Source organism: Achromobacter sp. ACM01 (genome assembly GCF_014851745.1).
In the GTDB taxonomy this organism is placed as follows: Bacteria; Pseudomonadota; Gammaproteobacteria; order Burkholderiales; family Burkholderiaceae_B; genus Achromobacter; species Achromobacter aegrifaciens.
In genome coordinates this window covers 1-17,930 of the sequence record NZ_JACVAF010000003.1, presented here as the reverse complement: position 1 = coordinate 17,930, position 17,930 = coordinate 1, and the positions used below count along the sequence as shown (strand labels likewise).

Here is a 17,930-nt window from a genome sequence, read left to right as displayed (position 1 = left end):
GGCTTTATAATCTGTCCCTATGTCTATCCCCATACTCATGTACCACCAGATCGGCGAGCCCAATCCCAAGGGCACGCCGTTTCGCGGGCTGACGGTGCACCCCGACAGCTTTGCCCGGCAGATGCGCTGGATGCGGAGGCTGGGCTATCGCGGCCTGTCCATGCGCGACGTCATGCCCTATGTCCGTGGCGAACGCCAGGGCAAGGTATTCGGCATTACGTTCGACGACGGCTATCGCAACGTGCACCACAACGCCATGCCGGTGCTGAACGAACTGGGTTTTACCGCCACCAACTATTTCGTGGCGCACCAGTTCGATGGCGGCAATGTGTGGGATCTGGAAAAGGGTATTCCGTTTTCTGCGTTGATGACCGTGAACGAAATGCGGGAATGGGCGCAGGCCGGCCACGAAGTCGGCTCGCACACGCTGGACCATGTGCACCTGCCCCAGATGTCGCCCGACGAGGCCCGCCGCCAGATCGTCCAGTCCAAGGACGAGCTGGAGCAGGCGCTGGGGGCGCCGGTCACCGCCTTCTGCTATCCCTATGGCGACCACGGTCCCGAACACCGCGCCATGGCGCGCGAAGCCGGCTACGACAACGCCACGCTGACCCAGCGCGGCCTGGCCGCGGCCTCGGATGATCCCTACGGGCTGCCGCGGGTCACGGTGTCGCGCTCCACCAACATCATCCGCTTCCTGCAGAAGTGCCTGACCCGGTATGAAGACTCCCGCCGGCGCGGTTGAACGGCGGCTGCGCATCGCGCTGCTGGTCGACCGCTTCGGCAATCGCTTTGGCGGCGCCGAAGCCTACGGCGTGGAACTGATGCGGGTGCTCGGACAGCGCCATGACGTATCCATCGTGGCGCGCGACTTCGACAGCGACCTGCCGTTTCCCTTCCTGCCCGTGCGTTTTCCTGGCTGGCTGCCCAGCTGGATGCGCGTGCTGTACTTCGCCTGGCGCGCCGACCGGCTGACCCGCGGCCGCTATGACATCGTGCATTCCCACATGAATGGCTGGGCCGGCGAAATCCAGGTCATGCACGTGACGCCGGTGCGCTACAACCGGCTGACCCGCGTCAAGCCGTTGCAGCGCCTGACCGCTTGGCTCTCCCCACGGCTGGCCACCTATCTGCTGCTGGAAAAGCTGCGCGTGCGCCAGGCGCCCGCAAGGCGCGTGGTGGCGGTGTCAGGACTGATCATGGACCAGCTGCACCGCAGCTACGGTCCGCAGCTGCCGGTGGACATCATCGCGCCCGGGGTCAAGCTGCCGACCGCGGCGCAAATGGAAGGCCGCGAGGCCACCCGCGCCAGCCTGGGCTGGGGCGCGGATACCATCGGCTGTCTGCTGGTCGCCCGCAATCCCTTGCGCAAGGGATTGCCGGCGCTATTGGACGCGCTGGCGCAACTGCCGCCGCAGTACCGGCTGCTGGTCGTGGGCGCGGACGAACCTACCCGCGAACGCGTGCGCGCGGCAGGCGCCATCGCCAGCCGCGTCACCCTGATCGATCCCACGCCCGACGTCGCCCGCTACTTCAGCGCCGCCGACATCTACGCGCATCCGACGCTGAACGACAGCTACGGCATGGCGCCGCTGGAAGCCATGTCGCACGGACTGCCGGTCGTGGTGAGTTCGCCCGCTTACTGCGGCTTCGCGCAGTACCTCTCGGCGGGCAAGGACGCGCTCATCCTGCAGGACCCGCGCGACGGCGCCCAACTGGCGCAGGCGCTGGAACGGCTGGGCTCCGAACCCGCGTTGCGGGCGGCACTGGCCGAACGCGGCCTTGAGATTGCGCGCGAGCAAAGCTGGGAAACGGTGGCGGCGCGCTACGAGGCGCTGTACCGCCAGGTGCTGCAGGAACGCAGCTGAGAGCTGGATCGAGCTGGCGCGTGGCCCGCCTCAATAGCCGGGCGCCGTCGCCTGTTCGAGTTCACCCAGCCAGTGGATCGCGTGGTCGCGGTCGGCGCCGCACATCTCGGCCTGAGGCTGCAGCCCGCCGCAGAAATCCGGGCGCGACGGCTGGCCGAAAATCGCGCAGCGCATGTCAGGCAGCAGCTGGATACAGGGTACGCCAGCGGGTTTGCCCTGCGGCATGCCGGGTATAGGCCGGGTGATTGACGGCGCGATGCAACAGGCGCCGCAGCCGGGCCTGCATTCCAGCGCGGCCACGGCCGTCGAGGTCAGACCCATCCGCGCAGCCAGTAGACGAACAGGCCGGCGTACTCCTTGATAATGGAGCGACTCGCATCGAACGTACGCTGGTCCGGAAGCCACAGCGCTAGCGAACCGTCCGTGGGCTCCACGATCTGCGGTGGCGCGGGGGCGGCTATCGCCTCCACGCCCTGCTTGGAAAAGGCCGCCATCGCGCGCGGCATATGCAACGCGGAAGTCACCAGCAGCACCTTGCCGATGCCGCGCGCCTTGAGTTGATCCTCGGTCAAGGCCGCGTTCTCATACGTGGTGCGGCTGGAGTTTTCCAGGATGAGCGCCGTGTCCGGCACGCCCTGCTGGCGGATGGCGTGCGCCATGCCGCGGGCTTCGCTGACGTCGCCTTCCAGCGCGCCGCCCGACAGCAGCACCTTGGGAGCGCGTCCGGCCAGATAAAGCTGCGCCGCCGTGTCGATCCGGACCACGGCGGTTTCCTTGTCATACGGCAGGAACCAGTTGGCGCGCCCGTTGGCGGTGTTGCCGCCCAGCACCACGATGGCGTCGGCGGTCGGGGATTCCGCTGGCGGCAGATGCGGATAACGGTGTTCCAACGCGCCGCCGGCCCAGATCGACGTCGCGGGTAGAGACCAGGCCAGCGACCACAAAAGACCGGCGACGATGAGCGAACCGCCGGTCTTGCGGAACCGGAACAGACCCAACACCAGTCCGATGGCTACCAGGGTCAGGCTCAAGTTGTAAGGAATGATCAGATTTGTGAGATAGCTGGACAAGGGCATCTTGAAAAAAATCCTGATTACTACGTCTCGTCCAGCAGGAGGCGGGCTTGCTGTTCCACCTCATCGCCGGACGGCCATGCATGCTCCGTGCCTACGCAGACGGCGCGTGGCGACCACGGGCCGGTGCGTCCCGGACGCGTGACGCCGAACAGCGTCAGTTCGCTGGCGTTGGCGGCTGCGGCGACGTGCGAGACACCAGAATCGTTACAAATCACCAGCGCCGCCCGCGCCGTCAACGCTGCGAATGCGCCCAGGGACAGGGGAGGCAGCAGCAGCGCCGTAGGGGCATTGCGCCGCGCCTCCTCGGTTTCGGCCGGAGGAGGGCACATTACCACGGTATGACCGCGGGCCTGCAAGGCCCGGGTTAGTGTATCGAATCCCGGCCACACCTTGATCTTGCCCTTGTGCAGGCCCGTGGCCGTCGGCGCGATCAGCACGAAACGTTGGCCTGCCAGCCCGGCGGCTTCCAGCGCCAGATCGGCGGCGCTCTGGTGGGCGGACGTCAGCGGCAGGTCCAGGGTGGGACCGGGTTCGGCCGGGCCGCTGGGCAGGCCCCAGCGGGTCAGGGCTTCGCGGGTCAGGTGATGCCAGGACTGGACCGCGTGCAGCGTGTCGCTGGGTTTGGCAAAGGGCCAGCGCAACAGGAAGCTGCGGCCGTCGTCGCGATAGCCGGCCGAGGGCAGTCCGGCCAGCCGGAATACCAGCGCGCTGGACAGCGAGTCCGGCAGCAGCAAGCCGCGGGCGCGGCGCCCCTGGGCGCCCAGGCTGCGCCGGTGGGCGCTGACCGTCGCTCGGTCCGGCCCGACCTTGCCGCGCATGGGGATGAAATCCTGCTTGGCCACGCCGTCCAGCAGGTCGCGGGCCCAGGGGCGGGCGCAGATCACCAGGGGCAGGCCGCTAGCGTGCAAGGCGCGCAGGCTGGGCAGGCTCATGCAAACATCGCCCACCCAATTGGGTAACCGGACGTACAAGCAGCTGATATCGGACATGGAAGGGCGCTGGGCGCGTTAAGGCTGAAGGGGACATGGCCCGGGCGGCGACTTGTCGCGCAGCCGGTACAATTCTGGCCACAATTGTATAAAAGCGAGTGATTCCTTTGAATTCTGCCGCACGCAACGCGCCCGCGAGTTCCCAACCTGTCAAAGCCGAACTCTGGAGTCGGATCTACAGCCGCGTGGGCTCCTACTGGAAGGGATTGTTGCTTGCCGTCCTGCTGATGGCCGGCGCGGCCGCCACGCAGCCCGTCCTGGCAGTCATCATGAAGCCCTTGCTGGACGGCGGCTTTTCGGGCGCCAAGCCATACTACGTCTGGGCGCTGCCGCTGGCGGTGGTCGGCCTGATCCTGCTGCGCGGCATCTGCAACTTCTTCAGCGATTACCTGCTGGCCTGGGTCGCCAACAACGTCCTGCTGGGCATGCGCAAGGATATGTTCGAGCGCCTTCTGGGCCTGCCCGACGCCGACTTCAAGCAGGGCGACACCGGCCGCCTGCTCAATCGCTTCACCATCGATGCCGGCAACGTCACCGGCTACGCCACCGACGTCATCACCGTGCTGGTGCGCGAAACCCTGGTCGTCGTCGCGCTGATCTGCGTGCTGCTGTACATGTCCTGGGTGCTGACGCTGATCATCCTGATCATGCTGCCGGTGTCGGTGCTGATCTCGCGCTTCTTCATCAAGCGCCTGCGCCGCATCAATCGCGAAACCGTCAACATGAACGCCGAACTGACCCGCGTGGTCGGCGAAGGCATCGACGGCCAGCGCGTCATCAAGCTGTTCGACGGCTATGAAGTCGAACGCGGCCGTTTCGATTTCGTCAGCCGCCGCCTGCGCCGCTTCGCCATGCGCACGGCCACGGCGGACGCCGCCCTGACGCCGCTGACCCAGGTCTGCATTTCCATCTCGGTGGGCGCGGTCATCGCCGTGGCGCTCAGCCAGGCCAACCACGGCGCCTTGACCGTGGGCAGCTTCGCGTCCTTCATGGCGGCGCTTGCCCAGATTTTCGACCCCATCAAGCGCCTGACCAACGTCGCCGCCCGCATGCAGAAGATGCTGGTGTCGGCCGAAAGCGTGTTCACGCTGATCGACCAGGTACCCGAAAACGATACCGGCACCAAGGAACTGGCCGAGCCCGTGCGCGGCAAGGTGGAATTCCGCAGCGTCTCGCATCGGTTCCCCGATGCCGACCGCGATACCGTCAATGGCATTTCCTTCACAGTGGAACCCGGCCAGACCGTGGCCCTGGTAGGACGCTCGGGCAGCGGCAAGACCACTCTGGTCAACATGCTGCCGCGCTTCGTGCTGGCCGATAGCGGCTCCATCCTGGTGGACGACACGCCGATCGACGAACTGACGCTGCGCAGCCTGCGCTCGCACCTGTCGCTGGTGAGTCAGGACGTGGTGCTGTTCGACGACACCATCGCAGCCAACGTCGGCTACGGCGCGCTGGGCAAGTCGAGCGAACAGAAGGTGCGCGATGCGCTGGCGGCCGCCAATCTGCTGGAGTTCGTGGAAGGCTTGCCGCAAGGGCTCAATACGCCGGTGGGCGAAAACGCCGCCCGCCTGTCCGGCGGCCAGCGCCAGCGCCTGGCGATCGCCCGCGCGCTGATCAAGAACGCGCCCATCCTGATTTTGGACGAAGCCACTTCCGCACTCGACAACGAATCCGAGCGTCAGGTCCAGGCCTCGCTGGAGCGCCTGATGAAGGGCCGGACCACGCTGGTCATCGCCCACCGCCTGTCCACCGTGCAGAACGCCGACCGCATCATCGTGCTGGATGCCGGCAAGATCGTCGAGCAAGGCCCGCACGCCGAGCTGCTGGCCGCCAACGGCCTGTACGCCTCGCTCTACAAGATGCAATTCCGCGACGATTGATCCAGTCAACCGCCTGTCCCGGGCGGTTGTTCGTTCCTGTCGCATTTCCGGATTGCCAAGCGCCCGGATTGCCGGAAAATGGAGCCGGGCCTGCCGGCAGGCCCGGCTCCCGCCCGCTGCGGGCGGAGCGGCGCCCCCGAGGCGCTTTGGTCCGCCGTGCATCTGGAGCGTCCCATGTCCCTGCCTGCCGAAGGCAATCAGCTAGTCAATGTCGTCGTCCTGCTGGGGGCTGCGGTCGTCGCGGTTCCGCTGTTCAAGCGCCTGGGGTTGGGGTCCGTCCTGGGATACCTGGCCGCCGGCCTGGTGATCGGGCCCTTCGGCCTCGGCTTGTTCTCCGATCCCAAATCCATCCTGCACGTAGCCGAATTGGGCGTGGTGATGTTCCTGTTCATCATCGGCCTGGAAATGCAGCCCTCCCGGTTGTGGAAGCTGCGCGGCGAGATCTTCGGCCTGGGCGTCGCGCAGGTGCTGGCCTGCGGCGGGCTGCTGACGGCGGTGGGCCTGCTGGCGGGGCTGTCGGGCCCGGCGGCTTTCATGGCCGCGATGGGCTTCGTGCTGTCGTCCACTGCCATCGTCATGCAGATACTGGGCGAGCGCGGCGACACCGCCAGCGCGCAGGGCCAGCGCATCGTCTCGATCCTGCTGCTGGAAGACCTGGCCATCGTGCCGCTGCTGGCCCTGGCCACCCTGCTGGCGCCGGCCGACACTTCCAGCCGTGGCGATCCGTGGATTCAGTCGGCCATCGCGGTGGCCTGCATCCTCGCATTGCTGGCCGCCGGCCGCTGGCTGCTCAATCCGCTGTTCCGGTTATTGGCCGCCGCACATGCGCGCGAGGTCATGACGGCCGCCGCATTGCTGGTGGTGCTGGGCGCGGCGCTGCTGATGGAACTGGGCGGCCTGTCCATGGCGATGGGCGCTTTCCTCGCGGGCGTGCTGCTGTCCGAGTCTACCTTCCGCCATCAGTTGGAAGCCGAAGTCGAGCCGTTCCGCGGCATATTGCTGGGCCTGTTCTTCCTGGGCGTGGGCATGTCGCTGGACCTGTCGGCGGTGGCGCGCGAATGGCCGCTGATCCTGGCCGCGGTGGTGGTGTTCATGCTGGTGAAATCGGTGGGCGTGTACGTGGTGGCGCGAGTGCTGCGCGCGACCCACGCCGAGGCCATGACGCGCGCGGCCCTGTTGGCGCAGGGCGGTGAATTCGCCTTCGTCCTGTACGGGGCGGCGGCCGCCGCCGGCATCTTCGATGCCCACACGGGCGCCGTGCTGACTGCGGTCGTCATCATTTCCATGGCGCTCACGCCCTTGTGCGTGCTGGCGTTGCGCTGGCTCCTGCCCAAGCCGCAGCCCTCAATGGAAGACGTGGATGTGGCCAAGGATCTGGAGGGCTGTGCGCTCATCGTGGGCTTTGGCCGTTTCGGCCAGATCGTGACCCAGGCGATGCTGGCCCGCGACCTGACGGTCTCCATCCTGGATACCGACACCGACGCGATCCGGGCAGCGGCCAAATGGGGCGTCAAGGTCTATTACGGCGACGGCACGCGCATCGACATGCTGCGCACCGCCGGCGCGGAAAATGCCTGCGCCATCCTGATCTGCATCGACGATCCGAAGGCGGTCAACCACATGGTCAAGCTGATCAAGGCCGAATTCCCGCTGGTGCGGGTGGTGGTGCGCGCCTATGACCGCATCCATTCGTTGGCGCTGGCCAAGGAAGGGGTCGACTATCAGGTGCGCGAAACCCTGGAGTCGGCGCTGGCCTTCGGCGAGGCCGCGCTGCGCGTGATCGGAGTGCCTCCTGATGAAGCCGCCGAGGTGGTGCAGGATGTGCGCCGGCGCGACACCGAGCGTTTTGACCTGGAGGTGGCGGGCGGCCTGTTCGCCGGCCGCTCGTTGCTTTACGGCAATATGACCAGCGCCCCGGACGGCCGCAACGACCAGCCCGACCGGGAAACCGAGAGGGCGGCCAGCCCGATCGCGTAACCGACTATTTCCATATCGTTGCATTACTTTTCGCATCATGTCATGCGCAGGCGCTGGCGGCTGAGGTAGATTTATCCGCACTGACTCTTCATCCACGACGAGCATTTGCCAGGGGGCTGCCATGCTGCAATCGGATCGGATTTCCACGACGCCGCACGCTGTTGGAGTAGAACTGGCCCGGCGGCAGGCCCGGACCCTGCGCTGCGGATTTTCGGCGGGCTCGATGCGCGAGCTGGTGTCGCATACGGGCGGAGCGGGCCCGGCATGGTCCATCGGCGCGCACCGCGAAGCCGGCAGGGCCAGAGGCGCCAAGGCCTTTCCCTTCCGCATTGCGGCGGTCGCGGCGACTTGAGGAAGCCGTCGCGCAGAAGGCGCCATGCGGGCGTTGCTCGGGTTTTTTAGGGGCGGATCTTGCGCGGCATGTCCGGCGGCGGCATCATCTGCGGCGTAAATCTCTGCCGGAGTGATCCGCGTCCCCCGGACGTCCCCGGCGTAGGAGCGCCGTATTGAAGTCTCGCGGGTTTGTGCAACGCGCCCTGTATGCGTTGGGGGTGCTCGTCGCAATCGGCATCTGCGCGGCCGCGGTCGCGCTGCTCTGGATCGACCGCCGCGCCACCTGGGAGGCCGCCCATGCTTCGGCGCGCAACATTACTGGCGTGCTTTCCGCGGACATCAGCCGCACCCTGCATGTCTACGACCTGTCGCTACAGGGCATGGCCGAACGCCTGCGCGAACCGGGCCTGGCTCAGCTGGCTCCTGAAACCCAGCGCCGTTTCCTGTTCGACCGGCCATCCACCGCCGAATACCTGGGCGCCGTCGTGGTGCTGGATAAGAACGGCGATATCCGTTACCACTCCGGGGACCTGGATACGCCGGATGTGAGTTTCGCCGACCGGGATTTCTTCCAGGTGCACCGCGATGCCGATGACGTCGGCATGTATGTCAGCAAGCCCTACCGCAGCCGCCTGCGCGGTGGCGACGAGAGCATCGCCGTCAGCCGGCGCCTTTCCAATCCGGACGGCAGCTTCGCCGGCGTGGTGGGCGGTTCGCTGCGCCTGGCGTATTTCCGCGACCGCTTTGCCGAGCTGTCGATCGGCGAGCGCGACGAGATCAGCGTCTTCCGCAACGACGGTCTGGTGCTGCTGCGCGCCCCATATTCCCGGAGCGACCTGGGCAGCGACATCGGCATGGCGCTGGATTTCCAGCAGTTCCTGATCCGCCGCGAAGGCTCGTTCGTTGGGGAGCTGTCGCCGGACGGCGTGAACCGCTACTACACCTTCGCCAGCATCGAGGACACGCCGCTCATCATCGACGTGGCCATGGACGTGGATGAGCTGATGGAGCCCTGGGACCGCCGCGCGTTCTTCATCATCCCCGTGACCACGGCGCTGCTGCTGTCGGTCGTGGCGCTGATTGTGCTGTTCAGGCGCGAGATGACCCTGCGCAAGGCGGTCGAGACGCAGCTGGCTATACAGGCGCGCACGGATGGGCTCACTGGCCTGGCCAACCGGCGCGCGTTCGACGAAGCGCTGGAACGCGAATGGCAGAATGCGCGCCGAGAGCGCGTGCCGCTGTCGCTGCTGTTCCTGGATGCCGACCATTTCAAGCGCTACAACGACCGCTACGGCCATCAGCAGGGAGATCAACTGCTGGCGGCGCTGGCGCGAGTGCTCAAGAAAAAGGCCCGGCGTCCCCGCGATCTGGCGGCGCGCTATGGCGGCGAGGAATTCGTCGTGTTGCTGCCCAATACCAGCCGCCAACGCGCCGCGGAGATTGCGGAAGGCATCAGGCGGGCGGTTGCCGCCCTGAAGGTGCCGCATGCAGACGCCGCCGCCGGTATCGTCACCATCAGCGTCGGGGTCGCGACGGCGGTGCCGCAGGCCGACGACGCGGTCGCCAGCCTGGTAGAGGCGGCCGATGCGGCCGTCTACCAGGCCAAGGAGTCCGGCCGCAATCGCGTGGCAGTGGCCGGGACCTGAGCTGGCGCCGCATTAAAAAACCCCGCCGCGCTCATCGCGCGGCGGGGTTTTTTTAAGCGCCGCGTGGCTTAGCGGCCGACCATGACGGCCTGCATGCGCGTTTGCGCCTGCTGCACGTTCTTGGCTTGCGCGTTCAGGTCCTGCAGCAGCTTGTTCAGCTCGGTCTGCACGGCGGGATCCTGGACCTTGACGATGGGTCCGGAAATATCGATCTGCGCGGCGTGCGCGGCGACGTAATCGGCGATCTTCAGGCTGCTGTCGAAGGTCGCGTTCAGCTGCGGCAGCACGTCGCGGAAGGTGTCGGCCGGCAGGCTCACGGTCTTCTCGTAGGCCTTGTCGTACACCGCCTTCAGGTCTTCCGGCTGCTTGAGCTGAGCGCGCGCGGCGTCAGCCTTGGCCTGCTGTTCCTTCAGCGCCACGCCCATTTCATTGAGCGAGGCTTGCACGGCCTTGAGGTCGTCGCGACGCGTCACGATATCGTTCAGCGAACGCATGGAGCCCTTCTGCATGATGCCCGACAAGGGCTTCACCGAAGCATCCATGCCCGCATTGAAGTCGGTGATCACCGCATATTGCGCGGCGTAGTCGCCGAAGGACTTCTTCTCTTCATCCGTCAACTGCGGGACGCGCACGCCGGGCTTGTCGACGATGCGGGTCTGCAGGAACTGCGTGAACGCGGCACGCTGTTCGGGTTCCTTGTTGCCGCAAGCGGCCAGCATCAACGGCAGCGCTGCGGCCAATACCAGGAACGGACGGAAAAGGGACTTCATCGCATCGAACTCCTAAAAGCGAAAGAAAGAAATTTTCAGGGTATACCCTGAAGGCGCCCGCAGCTTATCGGGTCGTCCTCGTTGCCGCCATCGCTTTCAGAATTGTTTGCAATCGAATCTTTAAGACACAAAATTCACACATAATGAAGTGAAGTTGCGTCCGCCACCTGTTACGCGTGCGCGCGCGTTTCCGTGTTTCCGCTATTCCTGGACGGCGATTTCCCGCAATGCCGCAGTCAGCAGTTCCGCGGACCTCGACAGCGAGCGGCCCGCGCGCCGCAGGATCCCGATGTGCCGATATAACGGCGGGCTGCTGATCGAAACGCAACGCAGGCGGTTGGTATCGCCTTCGCGGGCAGCCAATTCAGAAAGAATGGCGACGCCCAGTCCCTGTGCCGCCATCGCCAGCACGGTCGAGTTGTAGACGACCTCATAGGCCGCCGGCAGCGAGATCTTCAACTTGTCGGCCGCCGCCTCGATGTGCGTGCGGATGCTGCTCTCCCGCACCGGCAATATCAACGGATGCTCGGCCAGATCCTTGAGCGTCACGGTGTCCGGCGCAGCCCAGGGATAGTCATGCGCCATGTAGGCGCAAAAGCGGTCGGTCACCAGTTGCTCCCAGACCAGCTCCTGATCGCGCTTGATCGGACTGCCGATCCCAAAATCGACCTCGCCGCTGCGGGTCATGTCGTTGACGCGCGAGGCCACGGTGTCCCGCACGCAGACGGTGATCCGCGGGTAGTCGCGGTTCAGCCTGTGGATCGCTTGCGGCAACAGGCCGGCGGCCAGGGAGGGCAGCACGGCAACGGTCACCGTGCCGCGTTCACGATCGCTGGTGTCGCGGGCCTGGGTCACCAGGTCTTCGATTTCAGCCACCAGTTTCTCGATGCGCGGATAGAGCTCCTGGCCCCGTGGCGTCAGGCTGACGCTGCGGTGGTTGCGGTCGAACAGCCGCGTACGCAGATGGGACTCGAGCTGCTGGATCTGTATGGTCAGCGCCGACTGGGAAATATTCAGTTCGTGAGCCGTCCTGGTGAAGTTGCCTAAACGCGCGATCGTGAGGAAAGCGCGTAACTGCTTGAGATCACTCAACATTATCGAAACTCCGGTTCAAGGCGCGAGGGCTCGGCGATCGTTTTTTTTGAAAAGAATGTTCCGTTATTTGAATTTTACGAATCGCATGCCGCTGAGTATATTTCCTATCGAACGCCTGGCTCAAAAAGGCGGCAAATAAATAAATGAGACAAAGAGGGAGGGCTCCGCATGGCCGGGTATTGTGCCTCACACCAGAGGCTTCAATCGCTGCAGCGAATAATGGATTCGATAAATGCTGCGGCTGAAAAGTGCGCCGGACTGTTTCTTATAGGAATGGTCCTGGCTATTTCAATTTCTGTATTTGTACGGCTGCTTTACACCTACACCGGCATTCCATTTTCCACGCCCTGGGCGGAAGAACTGGGCCGTTTCATGATGGTCGGCAGCGTCTTCATTGGCGGCGCGGTCGCGACTTACCGCCTGCGCCTGATCGGCGTCGACGCCTTCATCGGCATGGTGCCGGAGTCGGTCGCGCGCTGGCTGCGTGTTGTTGCCCATATCCTGACCTTGATGCTGGCCGTGCTGCTGGCCTGGAAGTCGATCAGATTGATCGAACTCGGCATGAGGCAGACCTCGCCCGCGATGGAAATGCCCATGGCGTACATCTATGTGTTCATGTTCATCGGTTGCGTGCTGATGAGCCTGAATACCTTCGCGCACGTCATCAAGGAATTGATGAGCGTTGAAGCATCGCAGCAGGGCGGCGAGACGGAAAGAGCCGCCGCCGCCATGCAAAATAGTGAAGGAGGGGCGCTGTGATCCCGGTCCTGTTTTTATCGTTTACTGCGATCCTGATAATCGGCGCGCCCATCGTCACCGCGCTGGGCATGTCCGCCGCGTTCGCCCTGCAGGCGGGCGACCGTTCGCTGCTGATCGTGGCGCAGATGGCGTTCCAGTCGCTCGATTCGTTCAGCCTGATGGCCGTGCCATTCTTCATCCTGGCCGGGCATCTGATGTCCTCGGGCGGCGTCGCTGCCAGGCTGGTGCAACTGGCCAATGCCTTCGTCGGCTGGATCCGCGGCGGGCTGGGCGCGGTCGCGGTGCTGACCTCGCTGCTGTTTGCGACGGTTTCCGGCTCCTCGTCCGCAACGACCGCCGCGATCGGCTCCGTGCTGATCCCGGAAATGGAAAAGAAGGGCTACCCCAGGTCGTTCGCGGCTTCCATTGCCGCATCCTCCGGCGAGCTGGGGGCGATCATCCCGCCCTCGATTCCCATGATCGTGTATGCCCTGACGGCGAACGTGTCGGTCGGCTCGCTGTTTCTCGCGGGCATCCTGCCGGGTCTGCTGATCACCGTGTCGCTGATCCTCACGGTCTGCCTGGTTGCCCGTTTCCAGGGCTTTGACGAAGTCACTGCGGTGAGCTTCACCGCATGGCTGAAGGGTGTGCTGGTCGCCCTGAAGGACGCGACGCTGGCGCTGATGATGCCGGTAATCATCCTGGGCGGGATCTACGGCGGCTTGTTTACCGCGACCGAGGCCTCCTGCATCGCCGTGCTGTACGGGCTTGCGCTCGGGCTGTTCGTCTACAAGGAAATTACGGTCAAGGATCTGCTCGGCATTTTCGCGCGCTCCGCGGTGATGTCCTCCATCATCCTGCTGATCGTGGCGTTCGCGGCCGTGTTCGCCTACCTGCTGACGATCAATCAGGTGCCGCAGCAGGTCGCTGCGATGCTCGGCTCGGTGACGACTAATCCGATCGTGTTCCTGTTGCTGGTGAACGTCATGCTGTTCCTGGTCGGCATGTTCATCGAGGCGCTGGCGGCGATCCTGATTATCGTGCCCATCCTGGCGCCCATCAGCGTGGCTTTCGGCATCGATCCCATCCACTTCGGCATGATCGTCATCACCAACCTGGCGGTCGGCATGGTGACGCCTCCGGTCGGTGTGAACCTGTTCGTGGTGTGTGAAGTCGCCCAATTGAAAATGCACCAGTTGGCGAAGTATCTGGTCATCTTCCTCGCCGTCCTGGTGCTCGACGTCCTGATTATTTCTTACGTGCCCGCCATTAGTACCTTTTTCTTATAAAAACTAGATCGGCTGCCCGAGGACAGTGTCTTCCGGGCGGCTGGAAAACCGAGGAGATGGAAGTGAAGCTATTCAAGAAGATGTTTGGCGCCGGCGTCCTAAGCGCCCTCATGTTTTCTGCGCCGTCGCACGCGTTGAACATGGACGTCGGGCATACGCTCACGACGGACAGCCCTTTTCACGTGGGAGCGCAGAAATTCGCCGAAGTGCTGAAGGCGAAATCGAACGGGAAGATCACGATTTCCGTGTTCCCGCATTCGCAGCTGGGCGGCGAACTGACCATGATCCAGGGCGCGGTAGCGGGTGCTACCGACCTGGTCATCACGGGCCAGCCGACACTGAATGGCATCGTCAAGGAATTCCTGGTCTTTGATTCGCCGTTCCTGTTCGACAGCGTCGAGCAGGCCAATCAGATCCTCAACGGGCCGGCCGGCGACAAATTCATGGAAGTCCTGCCCAAATACGGCCTGGTTGGCTTGGGCTGGTTTTCAGCGATCGAACGCAACGTCTTCGGCAACCGGCCCGTCAATTCGGCCGAAGACCTGAAAGGCATGAAGATCCGCGTCATCCAGTCGCCGGGTTACGTGGAAAGCTACAAGGCCCTGGGGGCGCAAGCCACTCCCATGGCGTACTCGGAGCTGTATCTGGCCCTGCAACAGAAAGTGCTCGATGGCGGCGAGACGACGCCGGACCAGTTCGTCTCGGATAAATTCATCGAAGTCTCCAAGTACTTCAACATGACGCACGTGAACATCCATCCGGCGCTGCTGCTCATGTCCAAGGACCGCTGGGACCGCTTCTCGCCCGCGGAACAGAAAATGATCAAGGAGTCGGCGGACGAGGCCATGGCCTACGCGCGCGACTATTACAAGAAGGTCTACGACGAGGGTATGAAAACGATGCAGGCAAGGGGCGTGTCCATTGTCTATCCCAGCAATCTCGATTCGCTGGTGCAGGCCACGCGGCCGGTCGTGAAAAAGCTCGTCGGCGAAGCCCCCAACGGCCAGGCGCTCTACGACGCCGTGATCGCCGCCAAGCAGAAACAGTAACCGGCGCAAACGACATCGGCCCCGGCGCTTTCATATTCAAGAAAAACTGGACAGATTGATGACACCCTTCAACCAACCCGAAAACCTGCGCGTGCTGATTACCGGAGCGGCCGGCAACATCGGCCTTTGCCTGCGTACTCACTTGCGCGGCCGCTATGCCTTGCTGCGCCTGGCTGACATTGCGCCGCAGGAACCGGCGCAAGCCGGCGAGGAAATCTGCACGATGGACGTCCGGGACATCGAGTCCCTGGAACGCTGCATGGAGGGTATTGATTGCGTCATCCATCTGGCCGGCATACCCGGCGCCGATGTCTGGGAAAAAATCCTGCCGATGAATATCGAGGGCTGCTACAACGTATTCGAGGCGGCTCGGCGCCAGAACGTGCGCCGGGTGGTGTTCGCCAGCTCGAACCACGCTATCGGCTATCACCGCCGGGAAAAATTCCTCGATGACACCGTACAGCCTCGGCCCGACTCGCTGTATGGCGTCTCGAAGGTGTTCGGCGAGGGCCTGGGCCGGATGTATGCCGACAAGTACGGCATGTCTGTCGCCTGCCTGCGGATCGGGACGTTCCGTACGCCCGACCGCCCGAGCGAGGCCCGCCAGCTGTTGACCTGGATCAGCCACCGCGACATGGCGCAACTGGCAGCGCGCTGCGTCGAGCATGCGTCCTACCATTTCACGGTGGTCTACGGGGTGTCGAACAACCTGCGCAACCGCTGGGACAATTCCAACGCGAAATTCCTGGGCTACGCGCCGCAGGACGATTCCGAAGTGTTCGCCCCGGAAATCCTGGCTCAGAACATCCCCGAGGACCCCATCGCGGCCCAGTTCCACGGGGGCTTTTATTGCCCCCTGGAATTCGTCGGGACCACGGACAGGATTTCCTGAAATCAGACCAGGATGATGTCGTACTGCTCTTGAGAGTACGCGCCTTCCACTTCCAGCGAAATGCGCTTGCCCACGAAGTCGCCCAGCATCGCCAGATGCTGGCTTTCTTCTTCCAGGAACAGGTCAACCACCTCTTGCGAGGCGAGGATGCGGAATTCCTTGGGATTGAATTGCCGCGCCTCGCGCAGGATCTCGCGCAGGATTTCATAGCAGACCGTACGCGGCGTACGCACATTGCCGCGCGCCTCGCACATGGGGCAGGGCTCGCATAGCTGATGCGCCAGCGAGTCGCGGGTGCGCTTGCGCGTCATTTCCACCAGCCCCAGTTGTGTAAAGCCGTTGACCGTCATGCGGGTGCGGTCGCGCGCCAGCGCCTTCTTCAGTTCGGCCAACACCGTTTCGCGGTGCTCCTGTTCCTCCATGTCGATGAAGTCCAGGATGACGATGCCGCCCAGGTTGCGCAGCCGCAGTTGGCGCGCAATGGCCTGGGCCGCTTCCAGGTTGGTCTTGAAGATGGTGTCGTCGAAATTGCGGCCGCCCACGAAGCCGCCGGTATTGACGTCGACCGTGGTCAGCGCCTCGGTCTGGTCGATGATGAGATAGCCGCCCGACTTCAAGTCCACTCGTCGAGAGAGCGCCCGGGCAATCTCATCGTCCACATTGGCGGTGTCGAACAGGGGGCGCTCCCCGCTGTAGTGCTGGATGCGGCCCACGACCGAGGGCGTATAGATGCGCGCCCATTCCAGCATCGCGGCACTGGTCGTGCGGGAATCCACAAGAATGGTTCCGGTGCTCGGGCCCACCATGTCGCGCAGCACGCGCTGCGCCAGGGTCAGATCCTGGTGCAGCAGGGCGGGGGCCGGCTGGGTGCGCGCCGCCGCCTGGACGCTGGTCCACAATTTACGCAGATACTCCAGATCGGCCGTCAGCTCCTCGTCATTGGCGCCTTCGGCCTGCGTGCGGACGATGAAGCCGCCTTTTTCCTCTGCCGGCATCAAGGCTTGCAGGCGTTCGCGTAGCTGGATGCGTTCGGATTCGTCGTCGATCTTCTGCGAAATGCCGATATGCGGATCGTGCGGCAGGTAAACCAGCATCCGGCCCGCCATGCTGATCTGGGTGGAAAGTCGTGCGCCCTTGGTGCCCAGGGGATCCTTGACGACCTGAACCATGATGGTCTGTCCCTCGAACAGCAGCTTTTCGATCGGGGTGGGAGTCAGCCCCTGGCTTCTTTCGCCCCGGTTCTCGCGCAGGTCTGCGATGTGGATGAATGCCGCGCGCTCCAGTCCGATATCGATGAAAGCGCTCTGCATGCCCGGCAGTACACGGACGACACGCCCCAGATAGATATTGCCGACATGGCCCCGCTGGATGCTGCGTTCTACGTGCAGCTCCTGTACCGACCCTTGCTCCACCAGCGCAACGCGGGTTTCGAAGGGGGTGACATTGATCAGGATATCTTCGCTCAGGGCGATGGCTGGGGGCATAGCGTGTTCGTCTCCAGTAAGGTGCGGCGTACAGGAGAATAGTAAACGTAGGGCAAGGCGGACAAGACAACTATCTATATGGGGCAACCGCGGGAATCACCACTATATATAGGGGAGGCCACCGGGGCAGCCGCTGAACAAGCAGGGGGATCGGCCTTTTTGCGCCACGCGAAAAAACTGTGCTATAGTCTCGCTCCTTCGCAGTTCGGACAGTTTTGAACCGCGAGGCCAAGCAAGCACAACAGGTCGGGCAAGAGGATTCGAGCCAGGTCTGCCGCAAAGCAGTCAGAAATGAATGCCCCGCGGTTATTGCAAGGATTGCAGCAAGTTAGGCAGAAGCCAGTTGCACAATCTGCAAAAATCGTGTTATAGTCTTGGGCTTGGCAGTTGCTGAAAACTTAGGGTTAACCCTGATATTTCGATAGCTGCTAAGAGAGGCAGACCTGAAGAGGTCGCAAGCAAGAAAGCGAAACGCAGTATGTGACGCCGACTTGACAAGCGAAAAAAACTTCTTCATAATCTCGTTTCTCTGCTGCAAACGACGCGGCGCCAGCGAAAGCGGCGTAGCAAAGCGAGCAGGCAGTAAGTAGCACAGAATTTGGCAGTACCGCTCTTTAACAATTAAACAACCGATAAGTGTGGGCGCTTGATGCGAGTGCATAGTGACTTCGGTCACAGGCACAATGAAATCAAGTGCTCACTAGAAGTGAAGTGCCTTAGATGTCAAGTCTAAGCACATACCTCACTTCCTTTGAGTAGCGACGTATGACTCGACCCTTTCGGGGGTTAAGAAATACGAAACAAATACAGAGATTAAACTGAAGAGTTTGATCCTGGCTCA

15 protein-coding genes are annotated in these 17,930 nt (G+C 63.6%); 9 read left to right on the top strand and 6 right to left on the bottom strand.

Annotated features, from left to right (window positions below):
• The first annotated feature begins 19 nt into the window (after positions 1-19).
• The gene (locus tag IB268_RS14855) at positions 20-745 is read left to right on the top strand and encodes a polysaccharide deacetylase family protein (RefSeq protein WP_119449142.1); all 726 of its coding nucleotides are present in this window, start codon (positions 20-22) and stop codon (positions 743-745) included.
• Positions 720-1,868, top strand: a complete 1,149-nt coding sequence (locus IB268_RS14850) for a glycosyltransferase family 4 protein (RefSeq protein WP_175214049.1) — start codon at positions 720-722, stop codon at positions 1,866-1,868. Before IB268_RS14855 ends, IB268_RS14850 begins: the two co-directional genes overlap by 26 nt.
• A 30-nt stretch (positions 1,869-1,898) precedes the next feature.
• Here the strand turns inward: IB268_RS14850 and IB268_RS14845 are convergent, their stop codons facing one another.
• From IB268_RS14845 to IB268_RS14835, 3 genes are read right to left on the bottom strand one after another with little or no spacing between them, the layout of a single operon-like run.
• Complete coding sequence (locus IB268_RS14845; protein ID WP_175214050.1) at positions 1,899-2,189, bottom strand: YkgJ family cysteine cluster protein; 291 nt, start codon at positions 2,187-2,189, stop codon at positions 1,899-1,901.
• Complete coding sequence (locus tag IB268_RS14840) at positions 2,180-2,944, bottom strand: YdcF family protein (protein ID WP_192354481.1); 765 nt, start codon at positions 2,942-2,944, stop codon at positions 2,180-2,182. The genes IB268_RS14845 and IB268_RS14840 overlap by 10 nt, the downstream gene beginning before the upstream one ends.
• A 20-nt stretch (positions 2,945-2,964) precedes the next feature.
• Positions 2,965-3,933 (bottom strand): glycosyltransferase family 9 protein, encoded by a 969-nt coding sequence (locus IB268_RS14835; RefSeq protein WP_192354480.1) that lies wholly within the window; start codon positions 3,931-3,933, stop codon positions 2,965-2,967.
• Positions 3,934-4,040: 107 nt separating this feature from the next.
• Here IB268_RS14835 and msbA point away from each other — a divergent pair, with 107 nt between their 5' ends.
• The 3 genes from msbA to IB268_RS14820 all read left to right on the top strand — a co-directional run bounded on the left by msbA (position 4,041) and on the right by IB268_RS14820 (position 9,772).
• Positions 4,041-5,816 carry a lipid A export permease/ATP-binding protein MsbA gene (gene msbA / locus IB268_RS14830; protein ID WP_054451341.1) on the top strand — a complete coding sequence of 592 codons (1,776 nt, stop codon included), beginning with the start codon at positions 4,041-4,043 and terminating at the stop codon, positions 5,814-5,816.
• 174 nt (positions 5,817-5,990) lie between these two features.
• Positions 5,991-7,793 (top strand): monovalent cation:proton antiporter-2 (CPA2) family protein, encoded by a 1,803-nt coding sequence (locus IB268_RS14825; protein ID WP_192354479.1) that lies wholly within the window; start codon positions 5,991-5,993, stop codon positions 7,791-7,793.
• Positions 7,794-8,299: 506 nt separating this feature from the next.
• Entirely contained in the window at positions 8,300-9,772 is a 1,473-nt protein-coding gene (locus IB268_RS14820; RefSeq protein ID WP_175214054.1) for a sensor domain-containing diguanylate cyclase, read from the top strand.
• 68 nt (positions 9,773-9,840) lie between these two features.
• Here IB268_RS14820 and IB268_RS14815 read toward each other — a convergent pair whose 3' ends face one another.
• A complete protein-coding gene (locus tag IB268_RS14815; RefSeq protein WP_119449148.1) occupies positions 9,841-10,542 on the bottom strand; it encodes a DUF3053 domain-containing protein in 702 nt (233 codons plus the stop codon).
• A 201-nt stretch (positions 10,543-10,743) separates the two neighbouring features.
• Entirely contained in the window at positions 10,744-11,637 is an 894-nt protein-coding gene (locus IB268_RS14810; protein WP_054451187.1) for a LysR family transcriptional regulator, read from the bottom strand.
• A 219-nt stretch (positions 11,638-11,856) separates the two neighbouring features.
• Here IB268_RS14810 and IB268_RS14805 point away from each other — a divergent pair, with 219 nt between their 5' ends.
• From IB268_RS14805 to IB268_RS14790, 4 genes are read left to right on the top strand one after another with little or no spacing between them, the layout of a single operon-like run.
• Entirely contained in the window at positions 11,857-12,396 is a 540-nt protein-coding gene (locus IB268_RS14805) for a TRAP transporter small permease (protein ID WP_225589142.1), read from the top strand.
• Positions 12,393-13,664: a TRAP transporter large permease gene (locus IB268_RS14800; RefSeq protein ID WP_082400714.1), complete on the top strand. Its 1,272-nt coding sequence runs from the start codon at positions 12,393-12,395 to the stop codon at positions 13,662-13,664. Before IB268_RS14805 ends, IB268_RS14800 begins: the two co-directional genes overlap by 4 nt.
• Before the next feature lie 56 nt (positions 13,665-13,720).
• Entirely contained in the window at positions 13,721-14,713 is a 993-nt protein-coding gene (locus IB268_RS14795) for a TRAP transporter substrate-binding protein (RefSeq protein WP_119449150.1), read from the top strand.
• 58 nt (positions 14,714-14,771) lie between these two features.
• The gene (locus IB268_RS14790) at positions 14,772-15,605 is read left to right on the top strand and encodes an NAD(P)-dependent oxidoreductase (RefSeq protein ID WP_054451190.1); all 834 of its coding nucleotides are present in this window, start codon (positions 14,772-14,774) and stop codon (positions 15,603-15,605) included.
• A gap of 2 nt (positions 15,606-15,607) precedes the next feature.
• On the opposite strand, the gene rng is transcribed toward IB268_RS14790, so the two are convergent.
• Entirely contained in the window at positions 15,608-17,071 is a 1,464-nt protein-coding gene (gene rng / locus IB268_RS14785) for a ribonuclease G (RefSeq protein ID WP_192354720.1), read from the bottom strand.
• Positions 17,072-17,930 lie beyond the last annotated feature (859 nt).